The 21,619-nt window shown below is 59.6% G+C and carries 17 protein-coding genes and 1 other RNA gene; 17 read left to right on the forward strand and 1 reads right to left on the reverse strand.

What is annotated here, in order from left to right; translation table 11 throughout:
* Nucleotides 1-173: 173 nt before the first annotated feature.
* A complete protein-coding gene (locus JJ917_02225) occupies nucleotides 174-3,806 on the reverse strand; it encodes a hydantoinase B/oxoprolinase family protein (GenBank protein MBO6697629.1) in 3,633 nt (1,210 codons plus the stop codon).
* Nucleotides 3,807-4,000: 194 nt separating this feature from the next.
* Here JJ917_02225 and JJ917_02230 point away from each other — a divergent pair, with 194 nt between their 5' ends.
* The 17 genes from JJ917_02230 (at nucleotide 4,001) to ftsW (ending at nucleotide 21,571) form a co-directional block, all read left to right on the forward strand.
* Entirely contained in the window at nucleotides 4,001-4,951 is a 951-nt protein-coding gene (locus tag JJ917_02230) for a TRAP transporter substrate-binding protein (protein ID MBO6697630.1), read from the forward strand.
* Between the two features lie 87 nt (nucleotides 4,952-5,038).
* Complete coding sequence (locus tag JJ917_02235) at nucleotides 5,039-5,635, forward strand: TRAP transporter small permease (protein MBO6697631.1); 597 nt, start codon at nucleotides 5,039-5,041, stop codon at nucleotides 5,633-5,635.
* Nucleotides 5,635-6,942: a TRAP transporter large permease subunit gene (locus tag JJ917_02240; GenBank protein MBO6697632.1), complete on the forward strand. Its 1,308-nt coding sequence runs from the start codon at nucleotides 5,635-5,637 to the stop codon at nucleotides 6,940-6,942. The genes JJ917_02235 and JJ917_02240 overlap by 1 nt, the downstream gene beginning before the upstream one ends.
* On the forward strand, nucleotides 6,909-7,487 hold the full coding sequence (locus JJ917_02245) for a winged helix DNA-binding protein (protein MBO6697633.1): 579 nt from the start codon (nucleotides 6,909-6,911) through the stop codon (nucleotides 7,485-7,487). Before JJ917_02240 ends, JJ917_02245 begins: the two co-directional genes overlap by 34 nt.
* Before the next feature lie 16 nt (nucleotides 7,488-7,503).
* On the forward strand, nucleotides 7,504-8,235 hold the full coding sequence (locus JJ917_02250) for a DnaJ family molecular chaperone (protein MBO6697634.1): 732 nt from the start codon (nucleotides 7,504-7,506) through the stop codon (nucleotides 8,233-8,235).
* 98 nt (nucleotides 8,236-8,333) lie between these two features.
* On the forward strand, nucleotides 8,334-8,978 hold the full coding sequence (locus tag JJ917_02255) for an N-acetylmuramoyl-L-alanine amidase (GenBank protein ID MBO6697635.1): 645 nt from the start codon (nucleotides 8,334-8,336) through the stop codon (nucleotides 8,976-8,978).
* Nucleotides 8,979-9,018: 40 nt separating this feature from the next.
* Nucleotides 9,019-10,245, forward strand: a complete 1,227-nt coding sequence (locus tag JJ917_02260; protein MBO6697636.1) for a hypothetical protein — start codon at nucleotides 9,019-9,021, stop codon at nucleotides 10,243-10,245.
* Between the two features lie 59 nt (nucleotides 10,246-10,304).
* Nucleotides 10,305-10,700, forward strand: an RNA gene (gene rnpB, locus JJ917_02265) — RNase P RNA component class A.
* A 362-nt stretch (nucleotides 10,701-11,062) separates the two neighbouring features.
* Entirely contained in the window at nucleotides 11,063-11,539 is a 477-nt protein-coding gene (locus tag JJ917_02270; GenBank protein ID MBO6697637.1) for a division/cell wall cluster transcriptional repressor MraZ, read from the forward strand.
* Nucleotides 11,536-12,603 (forward strand): 16S rRNA (cytosine(1402)-N(4))-methyltransferase RsmH, encoded by a 1,068-nt coding sequence (rsmH, locus tag JJ917_02275; protein MBO6697638.1) that lies wholly within the window; start codon nucleotides 11,536-11,538, stop codon nucleotides 12,601-12,603. Before JJ917_02270 ends, rsmH begins: the two co-directional genes overlap by 4 nt.
* Nucleotides 12,590-13,117: a hypothetical protein gene (locus JJ917_02280; protein ID MBO6697639.1), complete on the forward strand. Its 528-nt coding sequence runs from the start codon at nucleotides 12,590-12,592 to the stop codon at nucleotides 13,115-13,117. Before rsmH ends, JJ917_02280 begins: the two co-directional genes overlap by 14 nt.
* A complete protein-coding gene (locus JJ917_02285; GenBank protein ID MBO6697640.1) occupies nucleotides 13,114-14,907 on the forward strand; it encodes a penicillin-binding protein 2 in 1,794 nt (597 codons plus the stop codon). The genes JJ917_02280 and JJ917_02285 overlap by 4 nt, the downstream gene beginning before the upstream one ends.
* A gap of 69 nt (nucleotides 14,908-14,976) precedes the next feature.
* Entirely contained in the window at nucleotides 14,977-16,446 is a 1,470-nt protein-coding gene (locus JJ917_02290; protein ID MBO6697641.1) for a UDP-N-acetylmuramoyl-L-alanyl-D-glutamate--2,6-diaminopimelate ligase, read from the forward strand.
* Nucleotides 16,447-16,448: 2 nt separating this feature from the next.
* A complete protein-coding gene (locus tag JJ917_02295; GenBank protein MBO6697642.1) occupies nucleotides 16,449-17,861 on the forward strand; it encodes a UDP-N-acetylmuramoylalanyl-D-glutamyl-2,6-diaminopimelate--D-alanyl-D-alanine ligase in 1,413 nt (470 codons plus the stop codon).
* Nucleotides 17,862-17,891: 30 nt separating this feature from the next.
* Nucleotides 17,892-18,977: a phospho-N-acetylmuramoyl-pentapeptide-transferase gene (locus JJ917_02300; GenBank protein ID MBO6697643.1), complete on the forward strand. Its 1,086-nt coding sequence runs from the start codon at nucleotides 17,892-17,894 to the stop codon at nucleotides 18,975-18,977.
* A gap of 4 nt (nucleotides 18,978-18,981) precedes the next feature.
* Nucleotides 18,982-20,373, forward strand: coding sequence for a UDP-N-acetylmuramoyl-L-alanine--D-glutamate ligase (locus JJ917_02305; GenBank protein MBO6697644.1), 1,392 nt, complete (start codon nucleotides 18,982-18,984; stop codon nucleotides 20,371-20,373).
* A 19-nt stretch (nucleotides 20,374-20,392) separates the two neighbouring features.
* Nucleotides 20,393-21,571, forward strand: a complete 1,179-nt coding sequence (gene ftsW / locus JJ917_02310) for a putative lipid II flippase FtsW (protein MBO6697645.1) — start codon at nucleotides 20,393-20,395, stop codon at nucleotides 21,569-21,571.
* Nucleotides 21,572-21,619 lie beyond the last annotated feature (48 nt).

A 21,619-nucleotide genomic window follows, 5' to 3' on the forward strand; every position in this document is an offset into this window, starting at 1 on the left:
ATCCTGCGAAACGGTTCTGCGTCAAGTGCCGAACTGTCTGCTTCCAAGAACGGTCATGGCCTGGCTTGACCCGGCCATCCAGCTCTATCGCCTTCCTGGGGCACGCCCAGTTGCGCTGGAGAGATGGATCCTCGGGTTAAGCCCGAGGATGACTATTGTGAATGCTGGTGGGGCTAAATGGCTCCATACCCACCGCCGGTCGGTGTGGTGATGATGATGGCCTCGCCGGGCTCAAGAACCGTTTGATCACAGCTGCGCAGGGTTTCAATCTCGCTGGAGTTGCGTCGCACTTCGGCTTTACCCAAGCGTCCCGGCTGCCCCCCATCCACACCTGGGGGTGCGATTTTCCTATGCGAAGAAAGCACGGCGCAGTCCATCTTTTCGCGGAAGCGGATGACCCGTCGCGTGCCGTCGCCAGCGTTCCATCGGCCCTTGCCGCCCGACCCAAGATCAATGTGGAAATCTTCCAGCACAACCGGAAACCGCATTTCCAGGATTTCCGGATCGGTGAGGCGTGAGTTGGTCATGTGGGTGTGGACACCTGAGGTGCCATCAAAGCCCGGGCCAGCAGGTGCGCCGGAGCAGATGGTTTCATAGTATTGATATGTCGCGTTGCCGAAGGTCAAGTTGTTCATCGTACCTTGGGCCGCGGCGAGCGCCTTGGTGGCGCAGAACATGGCATTGGTCACGTGCTGGCTGGTTTCCACGTTCCCTGCCACAACGGCAGCAGGATATTGCGGGCGCAGCATGGAGCCTTCGGGGATTATGAGATTGATCGGCTTCAGGCAGCCGGCATTCATCGGGATGGGCTGTTCGGTTAGCACGCGGAACACATAGAGCACCGCCGCTCGCGCCACCGGTTCGGGTGCGTTGAAGTTGTTGGGTTGCTGCGGTGATGTGCCAGTGAAATCGACCGTGGCTTCGCGCTTTTCGCGATCAACCGTGATCTTTACCTTAATGACGGCGCCTTGGTCGGTTGCATATTCAATCTCGGCATCGTCCAGCCGTTCCAGAACACGCCGCACACTCTCCTCGGCGTTGTCCTGCACATGGCCCATATAGGCTGAAACCACCTCCCAGCTGAACTGGGCGACCATCTTGCGCATCTCGTGCACGCCTTTTTCGTTGGCGGCGATCTGCGCTTTGAGGTCCCCAATGTTCTGGTCAGGGTTGCGGCAAGGGTAGGGGTGATCGGTCAGCAGATTGCGCAGGGCGATTTCCTGGAAGATACCCTGATCCACCACCTTGAAGTTATCGAACAGCACGCCTTCCTCTTCCACGCTGGTGGCAAGCGGCGTCATTGAGCCTGGGGCGGTGCCGCCGACATCAGCATGGTGACCGCGTGAGGCGACCCAGAAGATGATCTCGCGTTCATCGGGGTCGAACACCGGCGTGACCACCGTGATATCCGGTAGGTGGGTGCCGCCATTGTAGGGAGCGTTGAGGGCATAGACATCGCCAGGGCGCACTCGGCCTTCATTCTGGCGGATGATCGCTTCCACCGACCTGTCCATCGATCCCAAATGCACCGGCATGTGGGGTGCGTTGGCGACCAGCGCGCCTGATCTATCGAAGACCGCGCAGGAGAAATCGAGCCGCTCCTTGATGTTCACCGAGGAGGACGTCTTTTGCAGCGTCTCGCCCATCTGCTCAGCGATGGACATGAAGAGGTTGTTGAAGACCTCCAGCATCACTGGATCAGCTTGTGTGCCGATCGCCAGATCACGCGTTTTGGCTTCAACGCGCTTCAGCACCAGATGATCGCGCGCGGTGAGTTGCGCTTGCCAGCCTGGTTCAATGACCACGGTCTGGTGATCTTCCACAAGGATCGCTGGGCCGGATATAGTCTGGCCGCGTGCCACGTCGCCGCGCCTAACGATGGCGGCATCGTGCCATGCGCCGTCGGTGAAGATGCGGGTGCTTTCGCCGCCCGGCGCTTCGCCATCCACGATGGCTTGCGCCGTTTCATCACGCCCGGCAGTCGTTGCGTCAGCGCCCTGTAGCTCGACACTCTCAATGATGATCGTGCGACCAGGATAGACAAAGCCAAACTGAGCTTTGTGCTCAGCTTCAAATGCGGTGCGGATCGCCGCCATATCGCGGGCGGAGAAATCCAGATCGATAGTGGTGTCGGTGCCTTCGTAGCGCAGGTGCAAAACCGGATGGTGCGCCGCTTCCGTAACACCCTGATCCTTGAATTCTGCCAGCACCTGGTCGGTTAGATCGTTGATCAACGCGTTTAGGCTCGACCGGCTGTCATCGGCCAACGGCTGCACAAAGGCTTTGGTCCGCGATGCGTAGATGCTCGCCAAGCCCATGCCATAGGCTGAAAGCAAGCCCGAGAAAGGGTGCAGGTGCACGGTCGTCATACCGAGCGTGTCAGCGATCGCACAGGCATGTTGGCCGCCAGCGCCACCGAAGCTGACCAGAGCATATTGGGTCACGTCATAGCCGCGCTGAACCGAGATGGTTTTGATGGCGTTGGCCATGTTTTGGACCGCGATTTTGAGGAACCCGTCGGCGATCTCTTCAGGTTTTTTGCCGTCGCCAACGTCTGCTGCCATGTCTTCGAAGCGTTTTTGAACGGCGTCAACGTCGAGCGGCTGATCTTGATCGGGCCCGAAAATCGACGGGAAGAAGGTGGGTTGCAGCTTGCCGACCATGACGTTCGCGTCGGTAACGGCGAGCGGTCCGCCGCGTCGATAGCAGGCCGGTCCTGGGTTGGCGCCCGCTGAGTCTGGCCCAACCTGAAAGCGGCCGTCCTTGTAGTGGAGGATCGAGCCACCGCCCGCTGCCACTGTGTGGATGCGCATCATCGGCGCACGGATGCGCACACCAGCCACTTCGGTGTCAAAGGCGCGCTCATAGGTGCCATTGAAATGGCTGACATCAGTGGAGGTGCCACCCATGTCGAAGCCGATAATCTTATCAAATCCTGCCATCTGGGCGGTCTGCACAGCGCCGACCACGCCACCTGCCGGGCCGGAGAGGATGGCATCTTTGCCCTCAAACATGTCGGCGGCGGTGAGCCCGCCTGACGACATCATGAACATCAACCGACAACCGGTGCCTTCAACGCCGAGCTCTTCGGCGACCTGGTTCACATAGCGTTTGAGGATTGGCGAGAGATAGGCATCCACAACGGTGGTGTCACCACGACCGACCAGTTTGACCAAGGGCGAGGCTTCATGGCTTACGGATACCTGCGGGATGGTGCCGCGAGCACGGGCACGGACAGCAATTTTGGCCTCGTGCTTGGGGTAGGCGTAGGCGTGCATCAGCGTGATGGCCAACGCTTTGAAACCTTTGGCTTCAACCGCATCAAGCGCTGCATCAACAGCCTCGTCGGTGATCGCCGTTTCAACTGTGCCATCGGCTAACACGCGCTCATCGATTTCGACCACCAGATCGTAAAGCTGCTCGGGAAGGATGATGTTTTTGGCAAAGATGTCCGGGCGCGCCTGATAGCCAAGGCGCAGCGCATCACGAAAACCTTTGGTGATGATCAGCGCCGTCGGCTCGCCTTTTCGCTCCAACAGGGCGTTGGTGGCCACGGTGGTGCCCATTTTTACTGTTGCTATTTTTTCGGCGGGCACGCGTTGACCAGATTGCACACCTAAGAAGCGCCGAATGCCCTCAACCGCGGCATCGCGGTAGGCTTCTGGGTTTTCCGAAAGAAGTTTTTTGGTCAGCAGTTCACCATCTGGCCTGCGTGCAACGATGTCGGTGAACGTGCCACCGCGATCGATCCAGAAATCCCAAAGGCCCTCGGTGTTTTCGCTCGGGGCGGGTGTCGCGCTGGCCATGGGTGCCTCCAATTGGCGTCAAAAACTAATCGCTGATAAAACGTTGACAAATTGTCATCGTCGCGTCAACCTCTCAAAACGCTGAGCTGATCAGCGGTGCGTTCACGGACCGAAACACAACGGTCAGAAACGCTGTCAAACTGTGAGAGGGGAAACTCATGACTGGATTGAAAACACTAGCGCTCGCCGGCGCCATGTCTTTTGGGGCGATTTCTATCGCAGCCACCGGTGCGTTCGCGCAAACCTCCTGGGATATGCCAACGCCTTATGGCGATAGCATCTTCCACACTGCCAACATCATGCAATTTGCTGATGATGTGCGCGATGCCACGGGCGGATCGCTTGGTATCACCGTGCATTCTGCGGGCTCTCTGTTCGGCCACCCGGAGATCAAAGACGCGGTGCGCCGTCAGCTGGCTCCCATCGGCGAGGTGCTGATCTCGCGTCTGTCCAATGAAAACCCGCTTTACGGCGTGGATTCTATCCCATTCCTCGCCACCAGCTATGATGAAGCCCGTGCACTTTGGGAAGCTTCTGAGCCTGCCATCGCTGCACTGCTGGAAGAAGAAGGTTTGAAACTTCTCTTCGCTGTGCCGTGGCCACCGCAGGGCATTTATGCCGGCGAAGAAGTGACCGATGCGGCGCAGATGGATGGCGTACGCTTCCGCGCCTACAATGCGGCCACTGAGCGCCTGGCAACCCTAATGGGCGCTGTTCCAACGCAGGTTGAAGCAGGCGACATTCCAACCGCGTTCTCCACTGGTCGTGTGGACGCCATGATTACCTCGCCCTCCACCGGTGTTGCTTCTCAGGCTTGGGATTTTGTGTCGGTCTATCATGACACGCGCGCCTGGTTGCCGAAGAACATGGTGATCGTGAACATGCGTGCCTTCGATGCTTTGTCCGCCGATGAACAGGCGGCGTTGCTTGCCGCTGCCGACGAGGCTGAAACACGCGGTTGGGCGATGTCGGAAGAAGAAACCGGCTCCAAGACCAGCACGCTGGCCGACAATGGCATGGGCGTCGTTGAACCTTCCGCCACGTTGGCTGCACAACTTGGCGAGATCGGCGAAACGATGACCAGCGAATGGCTGGAAAGCGCCGGCGAAGCCGGACAGGCTGTCATCGACGCCTACCGCATGTAGTTCTGCCTGAGACTGGGCGGGGTGCCAAAGGCGCTTCGCCCTTTTTCTTTCAGTTTTCCATTCCTGCGTCACCAGAGGGGAATCGTGATGCGTGCGATATTGGACGGGCTCTATCGAGCCTCATCGGCGGCGGCTGCCGTTTGCCTGTGCGTGATCGCCGGCTTAGTACTGGTGCAGGTTTTTGGGCGCATTTTGGACGGCACGTTGCGCGCCCTGGATATGCCGATCGCCGGCATCACCGTGCCATCACTTAATGAGATCGCTGGCTTTCTTTTTGTCGCGGCCACATTCTTGGCCTTGGCGGCGACTCTACGCAAAGCCGATCACATCCGTGTATCCATGCTCATCAAGGCCGTCCCGCTTGGTGTGCGGCGCGTACTCGAAACGGTCGTTCTCACCATCGGTGCTGCCATCGCGGTCTATGCCGCCTATCACGCTGTTCTGCAGGTTGTGGATTCCATCCAATTCAGCACAGTCTCCTTTGGCGTCATCCCGATCCCTTTATGGATCCCGCAGTCGGCGCTTGCCGCCGGTCTGGTGGTTTTCGCAATTGCGATGGCTGACGAACTGGTCGCGGTTCTCACCACCGGCATACCGACCTATCAGGCCCATGAAGAGGCCAAATCGGAAATCCTTCAGAAGCCGGTAATCACGCCGGAAGATGCCGAGCGGGGGATGAGCTGATGGGTATCGAAACGCTCGCCATCGTGCTTGGGCTTGCCATGTTGGCGGCCCTGGCGCTCGGGCTTTGGGTGTCGCTGGCGCTCACAGCCGTAGCGGTGCTTGGTATCGTGATCGCCACCAGCGTACCGGTTGGGACAGTGCTGGCAACCACGTTCTGGGGCAAGCTGAATTCTTGGGAGTTGACGGCGCTGCCCATGTTCATCTGGATGGGGGAAATTCTTTTCCGCTCCAAGCTATCGGAAGACATGTTCGCCGGGCTTGCACCTTGGATGCGCGGGCTGCCGGGTCGTCTGCTGCATGTGAACATTTTGGGCTGTACCATCTTCGCGGCTGTATCAGGCTCGTCGGCGGCAACCACGGCCACCATTGGGCGTATGGCGCTGCCGGAGCTTTCACAGCGCGGCTATGACCCACGGATCGCGATCGGCACATTAGCCGGCTCGGGGACGCTGGGTCTGCTGATCCCACCCTCGATCATCCTCATTGTTTACGGGGCGGCGACGGAGCAAAGCATTGCTAGGCTGTTCATCGCTGGAGTTTTGCCGGGCATCATGCTTGCCGTCCTCTTTATGGGGTTCACGGCGATCTGGGCGCTGACCAACAAGGACAAGATGCCAGTCCATGAACTGGCCATTCCTTTGCGTGAGCGGATGGGCGCAACGCTGCGTCTCATCCCGATTATCCTGCTGATTGTGGCCGTCATCGGATCGATCTATGCCGGGCTTGCCTCGCCGACCGAAGCGGCAGCCGTCGGCGTGTTCTGCGCGCTCATCCTTTCCTGGGTTTCCGGCACCCTCACCAAAGACAGCTTCACCGAAGCACTGCTTGGCGCAACGCGCACCAGTTGTATGATCGCGTTCATCTTGGCTGGCGCAGCTTTTCTCACCGTTGCCATGGGCTACACGCGTATCCCGCGTGAGCTTGCCGCATGGATCGGCGTGATGGAGCTTTCGCCTTATGCGCTGCTTGCGGCGTTGACGCTGTTTTTCATTGTTCTCGGTTGTTTTTTGGACGGCATTTCGATTGTCGTTCTGACCACCAGCATCATCTTGCCAATGGTGCAGGCAGCGGGCATCGATCCGATCTGGTTCGGCATCTTTTTGGTTCTCGTGGTGGAAATGAGCCAGATCACCCCTCCAGTGGGGTTCAATCTGTTCGTTATTCAGGGCATGACGGGGCGCAATATCTTCCAGGTCGCGCTCTATGCCCTGCCGTTTTTCGGCCTTTTGGTGGTGGGCACGGTGCTCCTGGTCGTTTTTCCGGAGATCGCTTTATGGTTGCCCGAAACGATGCTGTCGAACCGCTAGAGGTGGTGCCTGATAATGATGGGCAAAAGGATGCCGGGCCGAAGGTTGGCCCGGTTGTTTCTTCAGCGCACCTCGCCAAATCCTCGCTGCCGGCGCAGTCGGAGTTTGAATTTGCGCTCACGATGACCGTGCACGCGTTTCATCGCTGGATGACGCGCTGCATGACGGCGGCTGGCGAAGAAGGCTTGTCGCCGCTTGAGGTTCTTGTGGTGCATCTGGTCAACCACCGTGACCGGCCTAAGACGCTTGCCGACATCTGCCTTGTTCTCAACATTGAGGACACCCATCTGGTGTCCTACGCCGTAAAGAAGCTCGCTGAGCGTGGGCTTGTCGAAAGTGGGCGCAAAGGCAAGGAAAAAACCGTGAAGATCACCGAAAAAGGCACGGCCGTGTGCGAGCGCTATGGCGAGCTGCGCGAAGCCTTGTTCATCGACTCGGTCAAAGCCTTAAATATTGAAGGCAAGGACATTTCCAACCTCGCGGCGATGATGCGCGCCTTATCTGGGTCCTACGATCAGGCGGCGCGCGCTGCCGCAGCGATGTGATCAGCAGTCTTTTTCCATGAGCATTTGGTCTTCGCTTTCTTCCTTGGTCGGGTCGGCTGCCTCAGGCGCCGGGGCGGTGCTTGGCACGCTTGTTGACCGGTTACGCAATCTGGTTGGCGATGAAGAGCAGCGTCGGCAAGTGGCGTTCACGGTGGCGATGATCGGCCTGTCGGCAAAGATGGCGAAAGCCGATGGCGTCGTGACGAACGATGAAATCGAAGCCTTCCGCGATCTGGTCGAGTTCCCTCAGGAGGAGTCTGCCAACGTCGCGCGGCTCTACAATCTGGCCAAGCAGGACGTTGCCGGGTTTGATGCCTATGCGCGCAAGATCGCCAACCTGTTTGAGGGCGAGCATGCAATCCTGGAAGACATTCTCGATGGATTGTTTCACATCGCCATGGCCGATGGTGTGCTGCACGACCGTGAGGCGGCCTACTTGGAGATCGTTGCCGGCGAGTTCGGCATGGATGATGTTGAGTATCGCAGGGTTCGTGCGCGCCACGTGCTTGAAGGCGAGCTTGACCCCTATGTGGTGCTCGGGGTCGATGCCGATCTGCCCTATGACGAAGTGCGGCGTATCTACCGCAAGCTCGTGGCGGAGAACCATCCCGACCGCTTGATGGCGCGCGGCGTGCCACAGGAGTTCATCAAGATTGCCTCCGACCGGTTGGCTGCGATCAATGCGGCCTTCGATCAGATCGAGCTACGCAACAGACCATCTCAGGGCGGCGTTGGGGCAGCATCGTGAGCGTTGCCTATCCAACCATCGATACAACTATCCCGTCGCCCAATTTCGATGAGCGCAATGGCCCACCGGTCGATATCCTGCTCCTGCATTACACCGGCATGGTGGACGATGACGCGGCGGTGCAATGGCTGGCCGACCCGCGTTCGAAAGTCTCCTGCCATTATGTCGTCCACGAAGATGGCCGCATTGTCGCGATGGTGGACGAGGAATCCCGAGCCTGGCATGCGGGGCAGGGGTCCTGGAAAGGTGTGTCCGATATCAATGCCCGCTCGGTGGGTATCGAAATCTGTAACCCGGGCCATGAGCATGGCTACCGCGCGTTTCCCGATGCGCAGATCGAGGCGGTCATTGCGCTTGGACAGGCTATCGTGTCGCGTCACCAGATTGCCAAAGAACATGTGCTGGCGCATTCCGATATCGCGCCAGATCGCAAAGAAGACCCCGGTGAGCTTTTCCCATGGGATCGCTTAGCGGCAGCTGGCGTTGGCCATTATTTGCCACCTGCGCCGCTGGTTGATGGCCGGTTCATGGCGACTGGCGATGCCGGCGACCCGGTGACAGCGTTGCAGGGCATGCTCAAACTCTATGGCTATGACATTGCGCTGACCGGCCAGTTTGACAGCCAAACGGAGACGGTTGTGCGCGCCTTTCAGCGCCACTTTCGACCTGCGCGGATCGATGGCGTGGCCGATAGTTCCACTGTTTCAACCTTGCATCAGCTGTTGAGCAGCCTTATCGGCTAGGTCCGACCGCGTCGAGTTCGCCAAAAAGGCCCGTTGTTTCTTGAGTTTGCTGACCGAAAACATCCGTTGGGTGCAATCCATCACGCTGGAAGGCGAGCGCCTGACCGCTGACGATGTCGTCGTGCGGCGTGACATGCTGGCCAGCGCACGCATCGACACGTTTGGCGTTCGGCTATCGTTCGTGATCGTGGCGGGATTGTTCCTGGTCAGCCTCACCGCTTCTGTGAGTGCGTTCCTGGAAACGCTGCAGTTTTTTGAGCCCGACTACACGCTGTTTGCGTTGTCGCTGTTGCCCTTAATCGCGTTCGGCTACGGCACCTATTGGCTGCGCCCCCGCCAGCATTTTACGATTTTTTTGCGCGATGGATCGGCGCTTGGTGTGCTGTCGCGCGATGGCAATTTTCTGACACGCTGTCTGGAAGCGTTTGAGCGCCTTTGGAGTGATCCGATGCGCGCTCAATCCTCGCTCTATGTTCATGCGGCTCATCGGTCAGTCGATTTCGGCCCGCCGGCAGGCGGGATCGACGTGTTGGCGAACACGCCCGACGAAGGGCCGATGGCACTGACCTTGCCGGTCTTCTCCGAGGATGAGGACGCGGCCACGGATGAGAACTCGTCGCCGCCTCGGTCGGAAAAGCCGCAACTGGTGGAACCGGATCCAGAGCTTTCCCAAGAACCTGATCTACCGCCCCTTCCGCCGCACGATGCGCGTGATGATCCGGACGACGGCAGCGAGGAAGATGACGATCGGACGACACATGTTTCGGCTGCACTTGAGGTCGATGGTCCGGTGGACGACGAGCCGTCGGACCTTGATGAAGACGAAGGCCCGCTCCCGCCTTTGCCGCCGCCATTTCCCATTCCCGCAGATGACGAGCCTGATGGCGATGATGATCTGTTGGGACCCGGTTCCGACGCGCCTGATGCCGGCGAGGGCGAACTAGTCGAAGAGGAGCCTGAGATTGATGATCGCCCGTTCGGAGACCATGTGGGTGTTCCGGCAGCCGCCTTTGTCGATGTGCGGCCCAAGGTGGAAGCGCTTGTGCGCCTGTTGCGCGAACGCGCTCCGGCCCAGGGGATCAGCGATGCCGTTGATGTGCTCGAACTGATGACTCGCCGGGGCTGCGATACGCCGGTGGAAGTGCGCGCCCTGGCACGATCCGTCCAGCTTCTCGGTGAACGTATGAGCGCCTATCCGACCGCCGTTGAACTGCTTGAAAGCGTTGCTGAGGCCGGTCATCTGAAGAACCATCCCGCCGTTCGCTAGTTGACAGCCCTAAAGGGCGGAGTTGACCGCACCAGCAGTGGCGTGCGAGGCCAACCGTGTCAGTTGACCGGGCAGCCGCCGGGGCGCGAGGCGACTTGCGTCCGGGAGGAAAGTCCGGGCTCCATGGAGACACGATGCCGGGTAACGCCCGGCGAGGGCGACCTCAGGGAAAGTGCCACAGAAAGCAGACCGCCTTGTTCTTCGGATCAGGGTCAGGGTGAAAGGGTGGAGTAAGAGCCCACCGCGCTGGCGGCAACGTTGGCGGCACGGCAAACCCCATTGGGAGCAAGACCAAATAGGAACGTCGCGCCGGGCTTGCCCGGCAGCTTTGTCTCCAAGTGAGGCGTTCGGGTTGGTTGCTTGAGGTGGGTCGCAAGGCCCGCCCTAGAGGAATGGCTGCCCCACAATCCTTCGGGGTTGGAGGACAGAACCCGGCTTACAGGTCAACTGGCTCTTGCATTTTTCTACCTGTGCGAGCGTGCTCGAAATTTGTGCGCTCGTCTTGGCTGGTTTTCTCCACATGTTTTTCCACAGGCTGGGCCGCCAAATCGCGTTTGCTGGCGACGTTGACTCCTGTTTTTTTTCAAAGACTTGGCGCTGGAAACGGCATGTTAAGTTTAACCGGGTACAAACAGAAACCGGTTTTGATTAGCGCGTACGGCAATGTTTTGTGAAGCAATTTCCCATTGTGACCCATGGCTTCCCATGGTAGCCCATTGGCAGGAATGGAGTTGCCCACAGCGCGCTGATACGCACAAGGCCGTAGGGGCAGGTGACCATTCATTTTCACGGTCGCAGCCCCGTTTCGCGAGATTTGATGCACGCCTTTGTGTCCACCATCGAGATGAAGACCGATGCCAAAGGGCGCGTCAGCATCCCCAAACCGTTTCGCGATGTTTTGAAGGCCGATGGCTTCGAGGGCCTCTACTGCATTCCAAGCCCCGACGGGCAGTCGGTGGACGCTGGCGGCAAGCGTCTTTTTTCCATGTTCGAGGCCAAGCTCGCCGCGCTCGACCCGACCTCTTTCGATTACGATTTGCTGGCGACTGCCTTCTTTGGGGAGAGCGAAATCCTCTCGCTCGACAAGGAAGGCCGGATCGCTTTGCCACCGCGATTGAAGGCCTTGGTGGGCATCGATGGACAAGTGGTTTTTGTCGGCAAGGGCCACAAGTTTCAAATCTGGTCACCGGAGCGCTACCAAGCCTATCGCGACCAGGCGGTCAGCGCCGCGCGTCGGGTCCTTTGGGGCGATCAAGCAACCACATCAGCGGCTCCGGTTGGGTCAGCCTCATGACCAGTGATGGGCCTGACACCGACCGGCACGTTCCGGTGCTTCTGCAAGAAGTCATAGAGATAATCGCACCGCTGGACGGTGCGTTGGTCGTCGACGGAACCTTTGGTGCCGGCGGTTACACGCGCGCTTTTCTGGAGGCAGGCGCGAACGTCATCGCCTTTGATCGTGACCCGAATGCGATTGCTGGTGGGCAAGAACTGTTGGCTGCCCATGGTGATGCGCTGACGCTGATCGAAGCACCGTTTTCGCTGATGGACGACGAGCTTGTTGCGCGCGGCGTCGGTTCGGTTGATGCCATCGTGCTCGATATCGGCGTTTCCTCGATGCAGCTTGATGAAGCCCATCGTGGTTTTGCCTTTCGCCATGACGGTCCGCTGGACATGCGCATGGATCAGGAAGGGCCGACGGCTGCCGATATCGTCAACAGCTGGTCGGAAACCGATCTTGCTGATCTTTTCTTCACCTATGGTGAGGAGCGCCGTTCGCGCGCCATTGCGCGGTTCATTTGCGAGGTGCGCGAGGAGTGGCCGATCAAGACCACGCGCGGCCTTGCGACGCTGATCGAAAAGCTGATGCCAGTACGCAAGCGCGGGCCGGGGCCGGTTATCCATCCGGCAACGCGGGTGTTCCAGGCGCTGCGTATCGCCGTCAATGATGAACTCGGCGAGTTGGTGAGCGCGCTTTACGGCGCTGAGAAACTGCTAAAGCCGGGCGGGCGTCTGGCCGTTGTGACGTTCCATTCCCTGGAAGACCGCATAGTCAAACGTTTTATCGCCGATGCCGCAAAAACGTCGCGGGGGTCGCGGCACCAGCCGGATGTGGTTCTGGAGCCTGCGCGGTTTGAGCCCATCACTCGTCGCCCCACTGTTCCCGGCGATGAGGAGATGGCAGTCAATCCCCGTGCGCGATCCGCTAAATTGCGCGCAGCGCGCCGAACCGATGCACCCGCCAGGCAGCCGATTGGATCGGATGACAGCCAAGCGCGTGCTCTAGGTTTACCGGTTTTGAAGCGGGTTAGTGGCGCCCGCAGCACCAAGCGGAGGCCAAGCCATGCGCGTGGTTGATGTGGTGTGCCTGGTCGCCGCGATTGCCGGGGCAGCCTATGTCTACAATGTGAAGCATGAGGCGGAGATCGCCAATGACGAGCGCCGCGGCCTGGAGCGTGAAATCGGTGCGCTATCGCGTGATGTTGGTCTGCTGGAGGCCGATTTGGCGGCGCTGGAACAGCCGGCGCGCCTGCAAGCGGTTGTGTCGGATTTGCCGGATGTTTTTGCCTTAGAGCCGATCACGTCGGCCCATTATGTCCGCCTTGCCGACATCCCATTTCGTAGCGAGTTGATTGTCGAGGACGACGCGCTTGACGGTGACGTCGACGAAAACGCACCTGGCGGCGGTGTGATTGCTATCGAGGCTCCCGGCCAGATCGATCTGCTGTTGCAGGTTCTCACCGGCGCAGATTCCCAAACATCTGAGCCTGTACCGCTGATCCCGTCAGCGCCGAGCGACAGCATCGGCGCCTTGCTTGACGGCGTGGTTTCCGGCGGCGTTGAGATGCGCATCGAAGAGCGCACGCCATGACCTATCTGCCGCCCTTTCCAGATCATGTGAACGACCCGGCCCACACCGATGTGGCGTCCTGGCTGCGCAAAGCGCGCAGAATTTTGCGCAAGGCGCCGACCGAACCGCGTGACGAGCACGGCGATGGCGCGTCCATCCATCTTGATGGGCAGGGCAAGGCGCTTTTTGATGCGACGCGCACGAGGCTCATCATGTTCGCCATCGGACTGGCCTTGGTCTATGGCGTCATCGGTGTGCGACTGGTTGATCTGGCGCTAGACACACCAAGCGCCGGGGTGCGCGCGCCAACCCCGCAGGAACAAATTGCGGCCTACCGGCCCGACATCGTTGATCGCAACGGCGTGCTGATGGCGACCGATGTACCGGCAACAGCCGTTTACGCCGACCCTTCAGTGCTGGTCGATGTGGACGATGCGGTTGACCGTTTGTCAGTGGTCATGCCGGAGCTGCAGCGAGATGATCTGCGCGAACGCCTTGATAACACGTCCCGTTTTGAGTGGATCGCCCGTGATCTGACGCCAGCCGAACGTGATCTTCTCATGGGGCAGGGGATTCCTGGCGTTGGCTTCTTGGAAGAAGCGCGGCGCTTCTACCCTTCAGGGCGCCTCGCTTCGCACGTTCTTGGCGCGGTCAATGTCGATCATGAAGGACTGGCGGGCATCGAGCGCTATCTCGACAATGGTCCCTTGGCCGAACTTGAAGCACTGGGCTTTTTGGACCGGACAAACCCTGACTTTGCGCCGCAGCATCTTTCGCTTGATCTGCGTGTGCAGCATGTGGTTCGCGATGTTCTGACGGAGGGTTTGGAAACCTACCAGGCCATGGCGGCCACAGCGGCGGTCATGGATGTTCGCACCGGCGAGATTCTATCGCTCGTCTCACTGCCCGATTTTGATCCCAACACCCGCGAGGGGCTGGGCGAAGAAGCCGCGCTTAACCGCGCGACCGGCGGCGTTTTCGAGCTTGGTTCAGTATTCAAGGTGTTCACCATCGCAGCTGGTTTGGATTCCGGTGCAATCACGATGGATAGCCAGCATGACGCGCGCCGCCCGATCCGCATCGGGTCGTCGACGATAAATGACTTCCATGCCCGCCGCGCGATCCTCTCGACGTCGGAGGTTTTCACCTCATCGTCGAACATCGGCACCATACGCATCGCTGAAGCAATGGGTGTTGCGACCCAGCGCGCCTATTACGATCGCCTCGGCTTGTTGGCCCGCATGGATGTGGAGTTGCCGGGAACGGCCTCCCCCTTCTTTCCGCGCGAAGAATGGTCACGCTTGTCGGCGGCCACCATCTCCTTCGGTCACGGCCTGACGACGACACCCCTGCAACTGTTGGCGGCGACTGCTGCCACGGTGAATGGCGGCGTTTATGTGGAGCCGACCTTTCTGCCACGCAACGAAGACCAGGCCATGCGTCACGCGCGTCAGGTCTTGTCGGGCCAGACAAGCGCGCAGATGCGCGAGCTTTTCCGCGCCAATGTTGACCATGGTTCCGGGCGCCGCGCTGCGGTTGATGGATTGGATGTCGGTGGCAAAACGGGCACGGCGGAAAAGATCGTTGATGGTGCCTATTCCGGTGATCACCGGCTGAACAGTTTTGTCTCCGCTTTCCCGATGCGCGACCCACAATATGCGATGATCGTGGTGATCGACGAACCGCAACCTGCTGAGGGACAAACCAGCGCCACAGCAGGCCTCAACACGGCGCCGATGACACGGCAGATTATTGAACGGATTGCGCCGATCCTTGGCGTACGTCCGCGCGACGATATCGCCGTGCAGTAGGCGTGACGCGCCGCGCAAAAAGCCTTATGGCAAGGGACGATTACCCCGAAAGCAGAATCGCCCCCATCAATGACCGTTGCCCGTTCTTTGTCTGAGTTGATCGATCCGAGTGTGCGCCTGGTGTCCGGTGATGGCGACTTGGCGGTCAAAGGTTTGGCGCTCGACAGTCGCAAAGTGCAGCCTGGGTTTTTGTTCGCAGCCCTGGAAGGCGCAGCGCGGCACGGCAAGGATTTCATTGACCAGGCGGTGGTGGACGGCGCGACGGCCATTCTGCTCGACGATGGCGTAGAGGCGAGCGTTCCGGATGGCGTTGTTGAACTGCGTGCACCGGATGCCCGGCGTTCGTTTGCCCTAATGTCGGCCAAGTTCTTTGCGCCGCAGCCTGAAGTGATGGTGGCGGTGACCGGCACGTCGGGCAAGACCTCGGTGGCTGCCTTCGTTCGACAGATATTTCAGACGCTCGGCCATGAATCCGCAGCGATGGGCACGCTTGGGATCACGCGCGGTGATGGGGCTGAGGCTGGTGCTTTGACGACGCCCGATTCCGTTTCGCTACACGAGGCCCTGACAGCGCTGGCCGATGATGGCGTGACCCATATGGCCATGGAGGCCTCTTCACACGGGTTGGAACAGCGTCGTCTAGATGGCGTGGAACTGAGTGCCGCGGCCTTCACCAATTTAGGCCGTGATCACCTCGATTATCACCCAACAATGGAAGACTATTTCCAGGCCAAATCGCGGCTTTTTGATCCGCTGTTGCCGGAAGGCGCAGGCGCTGTTGTCTGGCTCGATGGTTCTTATGGCGAGCGCATGGCGGACCTCGCACGCAAGCGCAATCACCGATTGCTCACGGCTGGGATGGGCCAAGGAGATATCGCAGTCGAGACCGTCAAACCGTCTGGCTATGCGCAAACCGTCGGTTTCACCTATTTCGGCGATCAGCGCACGGTTGAACTCCCGCTGCCTGGCCTGTTCCAAGTGGCCAACGCCATGGTGGCTGCGGGACTTGCCATCCAGGCGGGGTGCGATGCCGACGCCGTCTTTAGCGCCCTTAAGACATTGAAGGGCGCACGTGGCCGCCTCGAATACATCGGCACGACAAAACGTGGTGGCAAAGCCTTTGTCGACTACGCCCATAAGCCCGGCGCGGTGGAGGAGGCGCTGAAGGCGCTGCGGCCCTTTGCGGATGGTAAGGTGGTGATTGTGGTTGGCGCTGGCGGCGATCGCGACAAGGGCAAACGACCGCTGATGGGTGAAGCGGCAGCGCGTTATGGCGATGCGGTCATCATCACCGATGACAATCCCCGCACCGAAGATCCGGCAACGATCCGCCAAGCGGTGATGGCAGGTGCCGGTAGCGACGCGATGGAGATCGGCGATCGCCATGATGCGATCGCCGCTGGATTGGCGATGCTGGAAGATGGCGACATTCTGCTGGTCGCCGGAAAAGGGCACGAAACCGGCCAAGAGATACATGGCGTGAAGCATCCCTTCTCCGATCATGAGGTGATCCGTACGCTTCTGGACGAAGGAGCGTGACCTTGGGCACGCCGCTTTGGACCATTGATGAGGTTCTTGCTGCCGCCCATGGATCCGTACGTGGTGAGCCTGGTGACGTTTTTGGTGTTTCCATCGACAGCCGCACGGTCGCACCCGGCGATCTCTTCATTGCTATCAAGGGTGACCAATTCGACGGCCATGCCTTTGTGGACGCGGCGCTGGAAGCAGGCGCAACGGCGGCGCTTGTGTCTTCCGATCAGGCCGATAGTTTGGCTGTTCCCAAGGGTGGATTGATCATCGTTCCGGACAGTTATGACGGGCTCTATGATCTGGCCCGGGCGGCTCGAGCGCGAGCGACCGGAAAAATGCTCGCCATCACCGGATCGGTGGGCAAGACATCAACCAAAGAGACCTTTCGGCTCATTCTGTCTTCGTTCGGCGTGACGCATGCGCCGGTGAAAAGCTTCAACAATCATTGGGGCGTGCCGCTGACGCTTTGCCGGATGCCGCGGGACACAGAATTCGGCGTCTTTGAGATCGGCATGAACAATGCCGGAGAGATCACCCCGCTTTCGAAACTGGTGCAGCCGCACATCGCGATGATCACTACTGTTGCGCCGGTTCACCTTGAGAATCTTGGCAGCCTTGATGCAATTGCGGCGGCAAAGGCTGAGATTTTCGACGGGCTATTGCCCGGTGGTACAGCCGTGGTTCATGGCGACATTGAACACACGCCGTTCTTGAAAGATCGGGCTTCGAAGGCGGGCGCGGGCCGTGTGATGACCTTCGGCCATGGGGCTAGCAATGACGCGGAGCTCATGCAAGTTGCGCTGCATGCTGATTGCTCAACCGTAGAAGCCAAAATTGGCGGCCAGACCATCGCCTACAAGGTTGGGGCTCCGGGCGAACACCTGGTTATCAACTCACTGGGTGTGCTGGCCATTTGTTCAGCGCTTGAGCTTGATCTGGCCAAAGCCGGTCTTGCGCTAGCCAATATGGAGCAGCCCGACGGCCGTGGCCGTAAGCACATCATCGACACACCGGGCGATGCGATCACGCTGCTGGACGAGAGTTACAATGCCAATCCAGCTTCGGTGAAGGCGGCGCTGAAAGTTCTTTCACGCCTGCCGACCGGGCAGCGGGGGCGCAGAATTGCCGTTTTGGGTGATATGCTGGAACTTGGCGACAATGCCGCAGCGATGCACGGCGCGCTGGTCTATGATTTGACGGCGCTTGGCGTCGATAAGGTTTATGCCTGCGGTCCTTTGATGAAGGCGTTGTGGCGGGTTCTGCCGATGGAAAAGCGCGGCGCCTATGCGGAAACTTCCCAGGGGTTGCAAAAACCTTTGGTTGCAGACCTTGCGCCAGGCGATGCGGTAATGATCAAAGGCTCACTTGGCAGCAAGATGGGCCCATTGGTCGACTTGATCCTGCAGCGCTACAAGGACCGCTGAACGCGGCACAAAGTAAGGACGCGAAAACGTATGCTTTTCTGGCTCTCCAACTTTGCCGACGCCATCCCTCTGTTCAACGTCTTTCGCTACATCACCTTCCGCACCGGCGGCGCTGTGGTGACCGCCATGCTGTTCGTCTTTCTGTTCGGTCCGATGATTATTCGCGGCTTACGGGTCCGCCAGGGCAGGGGACAACCGATCCGTGAAGATGGACCGCAGGGCCATTTGCTCACCAAAAAGGGCACGCCAACGATGGGCGGCCTAATGATCCTGGCCGGTCTCATCTTCTCCACGCTGCTTTGGGCTGATCTTGCAAGTCCGCTGGTTTGGACCGTGCTGGCCGTGACGATTGGGTTCGGCGCGATTGGCTTTTACGATGACTTTTTGAAGGTCACGAAACAGTCCCACAAAGGGCTGTCTGGCAAAGCGCGGCTGGCCATCGAGGCGACGATCGCCGGGGCTGCGGTTTTCGTGATCGCTCAAGTATCGGTTCCAGAGCTCTCCAACCAACTGACCTTTCCGTTTTTCAAAGACCTTTTGATCAATCTTGGCTGGTTCTTCATCCTGTTTGGCGCAGTGGTGATCGTCGGCGCTGGCAATGCGGTGAACCTCACTGACGGGCTGGACGGGTTGGCCATCGTGCCGGTGATGATCGCAGCCGCGACGTTCGGGCTGATCGCCTATCTGGCTGGTAACGCGATCTTTTCTGACTATCTGCAGATCCATTTTACGCCTGGCACCGGCGAGCTGGCTGTGCTTTGCGGCGCGGTGATCGGCGCATCGCTTGGGTTTTTGTGGTTCAACGCGCCGCCAGCCCAAATCTTCATGGGGGATACCGGGTCACTCGCGCTTGGCGGGCTTCTGGGAACAATCGCCGTGGCCACCAAGCACGAAATCGTGCTCGCCATTGTCGGCGGGCTGTTCGTGCTGGAAGCGATGTCGGTGATTATTCAGGTCACCTCGTTCAAACTGACCGGCAAGCGCGTCTTCCGTATGGCGCCGATCCACCATCATTTTGAGCAACTTGGCTGGACAGAACCGCAGGTTGTGATCCGCTTCTGGATTATCGCCTTCGTGTTGGCGCTCGCCGGGCTTTCAACGCTGAAACTGCGCTGACCCGATGATCCCCGTTTCAACGCTCGCAGGCAAAAGAGTTGCTGTTGTTGGGCTTGGTGGGTCCGGACTGCCGACCGCCCATGCCTTGCACGCGGCCGACGCGACAATTGTTGGTTGGGACGATGGTGAGGCCGCACGCGAGAAGGCAGTGTCGGCTGGGGTTCGTGTTGAGAATTTGGATAACGCCGAATGGCGGGATTTTGATGCACTTGTGCTTTCACCCGGTATCCCGCTGACACACCCGGCGCCGCATTGGAGTGTTCAACGTGCGCGCGAAGCTGGTGTGCCCATCACCGGCGATGTCGACCTGTTCTTTCAGGAGCGCGCCGCGCGATGTCCGCAGGCGCCAGTGTTGGCGATCACGGGCACCAACGGCAAATCGACGACCACCGCGCTGGCGGCGCATGCCATGCGCGCGATGGGCTTTGATGTCGCCATGGGCGGTAATATCGGCGTGCCTGTGCTCGATCTGCCGCTGCCGGAACCGCACCGGCACTATGTCATCGAATGCTCTTCCTATCAGATTGATCTGTCATCGCATTTGGCGCCGACGGTTGGAGTGCATCTCAACCTGTCCGAGGACCATCTTGCCCGTCACGGTACGATGCAAAACTATGCCGCGATCAAAAAGCGGCTGGTTGCTGCTGCCGAACATGCGGTGGTCGGGGTGGATGATCTTCTCTCGGCGCGCATGGCTGACGCGTTGGAGCGCGATGGACACGTGGTCTCGCGGATCAGCGCCGTCCACACAGTCCACGATGGCGTTTATGCGGTCGGCTCGGCCATCTGGCTGGCGCGCGATGGGGCGCAGGACGAACTGTTCGATCTGGGCGGCGTGGCTAGTTTGAAAGGCGAACACAATGCGCAGAACGTCTGCGCCGTTGTCGCCTCCTTGCTCAAGCTCGGCATGGATCCGACGCAGATGGCCGAGGCGATCCGCTCCTTTCCAGGCCTTGCCCACCGCATGGAACCGGTCGCGGCCTATCGCGGTGTATCCTTCGTCAACGACTCCAAGGCAACCAATGCTGACGCCGCCGCTCGGGCGCTTGGCTCCTATGAACGCATCTATTGGATCGTCGGTGGGCAGGCAAAAAGCGATGGGATCGACTCACTTAACGGTTTCTTTCCGCAAATCGTGAAATCTTACCTTGTCGGGGAAGCGCAAGACCGGTTCGCCGCCACGCTGGAGGGCCAAGTGCCTTACGCGCGGGCGGAAACGGTGGAGCGAGCGGTGGCAATGGCTGCGCAGGATGCCTTAGCGGATGGGCTGGATGGCGCATGCGTTCTGCTTTCACCGGCCTGTGCGTCTTGGGACCAGTTCGCGTCCTTTGAGGCCCGTGGTGATGCGTTCAAGCGAGCGGTGTCCACCTTTTTGGAGGATCAGCGCACGCGGTAAAGAGTATTGAGTAGCGTAGATGCGTTTGACCCGTGCCGACCGTTCGCCCCTGGGTGATTGGTGGTGGACCCTCGATAAGATTTCTCTGCTGACCGTGCTTGTCCTGTTGGTGATCGGCGTTGTCATGTCGTTTGCTGCCAGCCCGCCCATCGCGCGTGATCTCGGGCTCGCCAACGAATTTCACTTCGTCCAAAAGCACATTGTTTTCTTGATACCAACGCTGGCGCTGCTCATTGGCATGTCGATGCTTTCCACGCGCCAGTTGGTGCGCATTGGACTGGCCGTCTTTGGCATAGCAATCCTTGGCATGCTGGCGGCGCTGGCCTTTGGCGCCGAGGTGAAGGGCGCGCGGCGCTGGGTCGATCTGGGCTTCTTCCAAATGCAGCCCTCGGAACTGGCGAAACCGGCGCTTGTTTTGGTATCAGCCTGGCTTTTTGCCGAGCATGCAAAACGCCCTGATCTGCACGCCAACCTGATCGCGCTAGCCTTGTTTCTGGTCACCGCCGGCTTGTTGGTGGCGCAGCCGGACATTGGTCAGACCATGCTGGTGACAGCGGTTTGGGGCTGCCTGTTCTTCGTGGCTGGTATGAGCTGGCTTTGGATCGCCGTGCTTGGATCCGCGGCCTTGGGCGGCTTGGCGATGGCCTATCTGTTCATTCCGCATGTGACGAGCCGCATTGACCGGTTCCTCAATCCCGAAGCTGGTGACAACCATCAGACCGACCGCGCCATCGAGTCTTTTGTCGAAGGCGGTTGGCTTGGACGCGGGCCGGGCGAGGGAGTCGTCAAAGAGCACCTGCCCGATAGCCACACCGATTTTCTGTTCGCGGTGATGGCCGAGGAGTTTGGCATCGTCATGTGTCTCATCGTTGTCGGGCTTTACCTGTTTCTGTTTGCCCGTTTCATCCGCGCCGCGCTGCGCCAGGATGACGTATTCTCGCGCTATGCGATTATTGGCCTGGTTGCGCTCTTGGCGATGCAGGCGGCGATCAATATGGGAGTGAACTTGCAACTTTTGCCTGCCAAGGGCATGACGTTGCCGTTCCTTTCCTATGGGGGATCATCGCTTTTGTCCGTCGGTTTGGCCGCGGGCATCCTGCTTGGGCTTACCCGGCAAACCGCACGTGGCAGAAAGAGCCATAACGGGTTTGGCCGACCAACCGCCAGTCAGTGGCGGTGGAGCCTGCAACGCGGCTGATCACCCAGCTGGTGTCGACTAGGACACCCTTTCGCTTCAAGGCGGTCA

The sequence above is a fragment of the Hyphomicrobiales bacterium genome, assembly GCA_017642935.1.
Classification (GTDB): domain Bacteria; phylum Pseudomonadota; class Alphaproteobacteria; order Rhizobiales; family MH13; genus MH13.

Bases quoted from the DNA above. Each gene is read 5' to 3' on its own strand.
- JJ917_02225 (MBO6697629.1), bottom strand. From the start codon at position 3,806: ATGGCCAGCGCGACACCCGCCCCGAGCGAAAACACCGAGGGCCTTTGG.
- JJ917_02230 (MBO6697630.1), top strand. From the start codon at position 4,001: ATGTCTTTTGGGGCGATTTCTATCGCAGCCACCGGTGCGTTCGCGCAA.
- JJ917_02235 (MBO6697631.1), top strand. From the start codon at position 5,039: ATGCGTGCGATATTGGACGGGCTCTATCGAGCCTCATCGGCGGCGGCT.
- JJ917_02240 (MBO6697632.1), top strand. From the start codon at position 5,635: ATGGGTATCGAAACGCTCGCCATCGTGCTTGGGCTTGCCATGTTGGCG.
- JJ917_02245 (MBO6697633.1), top strand. From the start codon at position 6,909: ATGGTTGCCCGAAACGATGCTGTCGAACCGCTAGAGGTGGTGCCTGAT.
- JJ917_02250 (MBO6697634.1), top strand. From the start codon at position 7,504: ATGAGCATTTGGTCTTCGCTTTCTTCCTTGGTCGGGTCGGCTGCCTCA.
- JJ917_02255 (MBO6697635.1), top strand. From the start codon at position 8,334: ATGGTGGACGATGACGCGGCGGTGCAATGGCTGGCCGACCCGCGTTCG.
- JJ917_02270 (MBO6697637.1), top strand. From the start codon at position 11,063: ATGCACGCCTTTGTGTCCACCATCGAGATGAAGACCGATGCCAAAGGG.
- rsmH (MBO6697638.1), top strand. From the start codon at position 11,536: ATGACCAGTGATGGGCCTGACACCGACCGGCACGTTCCGGTGCTTCTG.
- JJ917_02280 (MBO6697639.1), top strand. From the start codon at position 12,590: ATGCGCGTGGTTGATGTGGTGTGCCTGGTCGCCGCGATTGCCGGGGCA.
- JJ917_02285 (MBO6697640.1), top strand. From the start codon at position 13,114: ATGACCTATCTGCCGCCCTTTCCAGATCATGTGAACGACCCGGCCCAC.
- JJ917_02290 (MBO6697641.1), top strand. From the start codon at position 14,977: ATGACCGTTGCCCGTTCTTTGTCTGAGTTGATCGATCCGAGTGTGCGC.
- JJ917_02300 (MBO6697643.1), top strand. From the start codon at position 17,892: ATGCTTTTCTGGCTCTCCAACTTTGCCGACGCCATCCCTCTGTTCAAC.
- JJ917_02305 (MBO6697644.1), top strand. From the start codon at position 18,982: ATGATCCCCGTTTCAACGCTCGCAGGCAAAAGAGTTGCTGTTGTTGGG.
- ftsW (MBO6697645.1), top strand. From the start codon at position 20,393: ATGCGTTTGACCCGTGCCGACCGTTCGCCCCTGGGTGATTGGTGGTGG.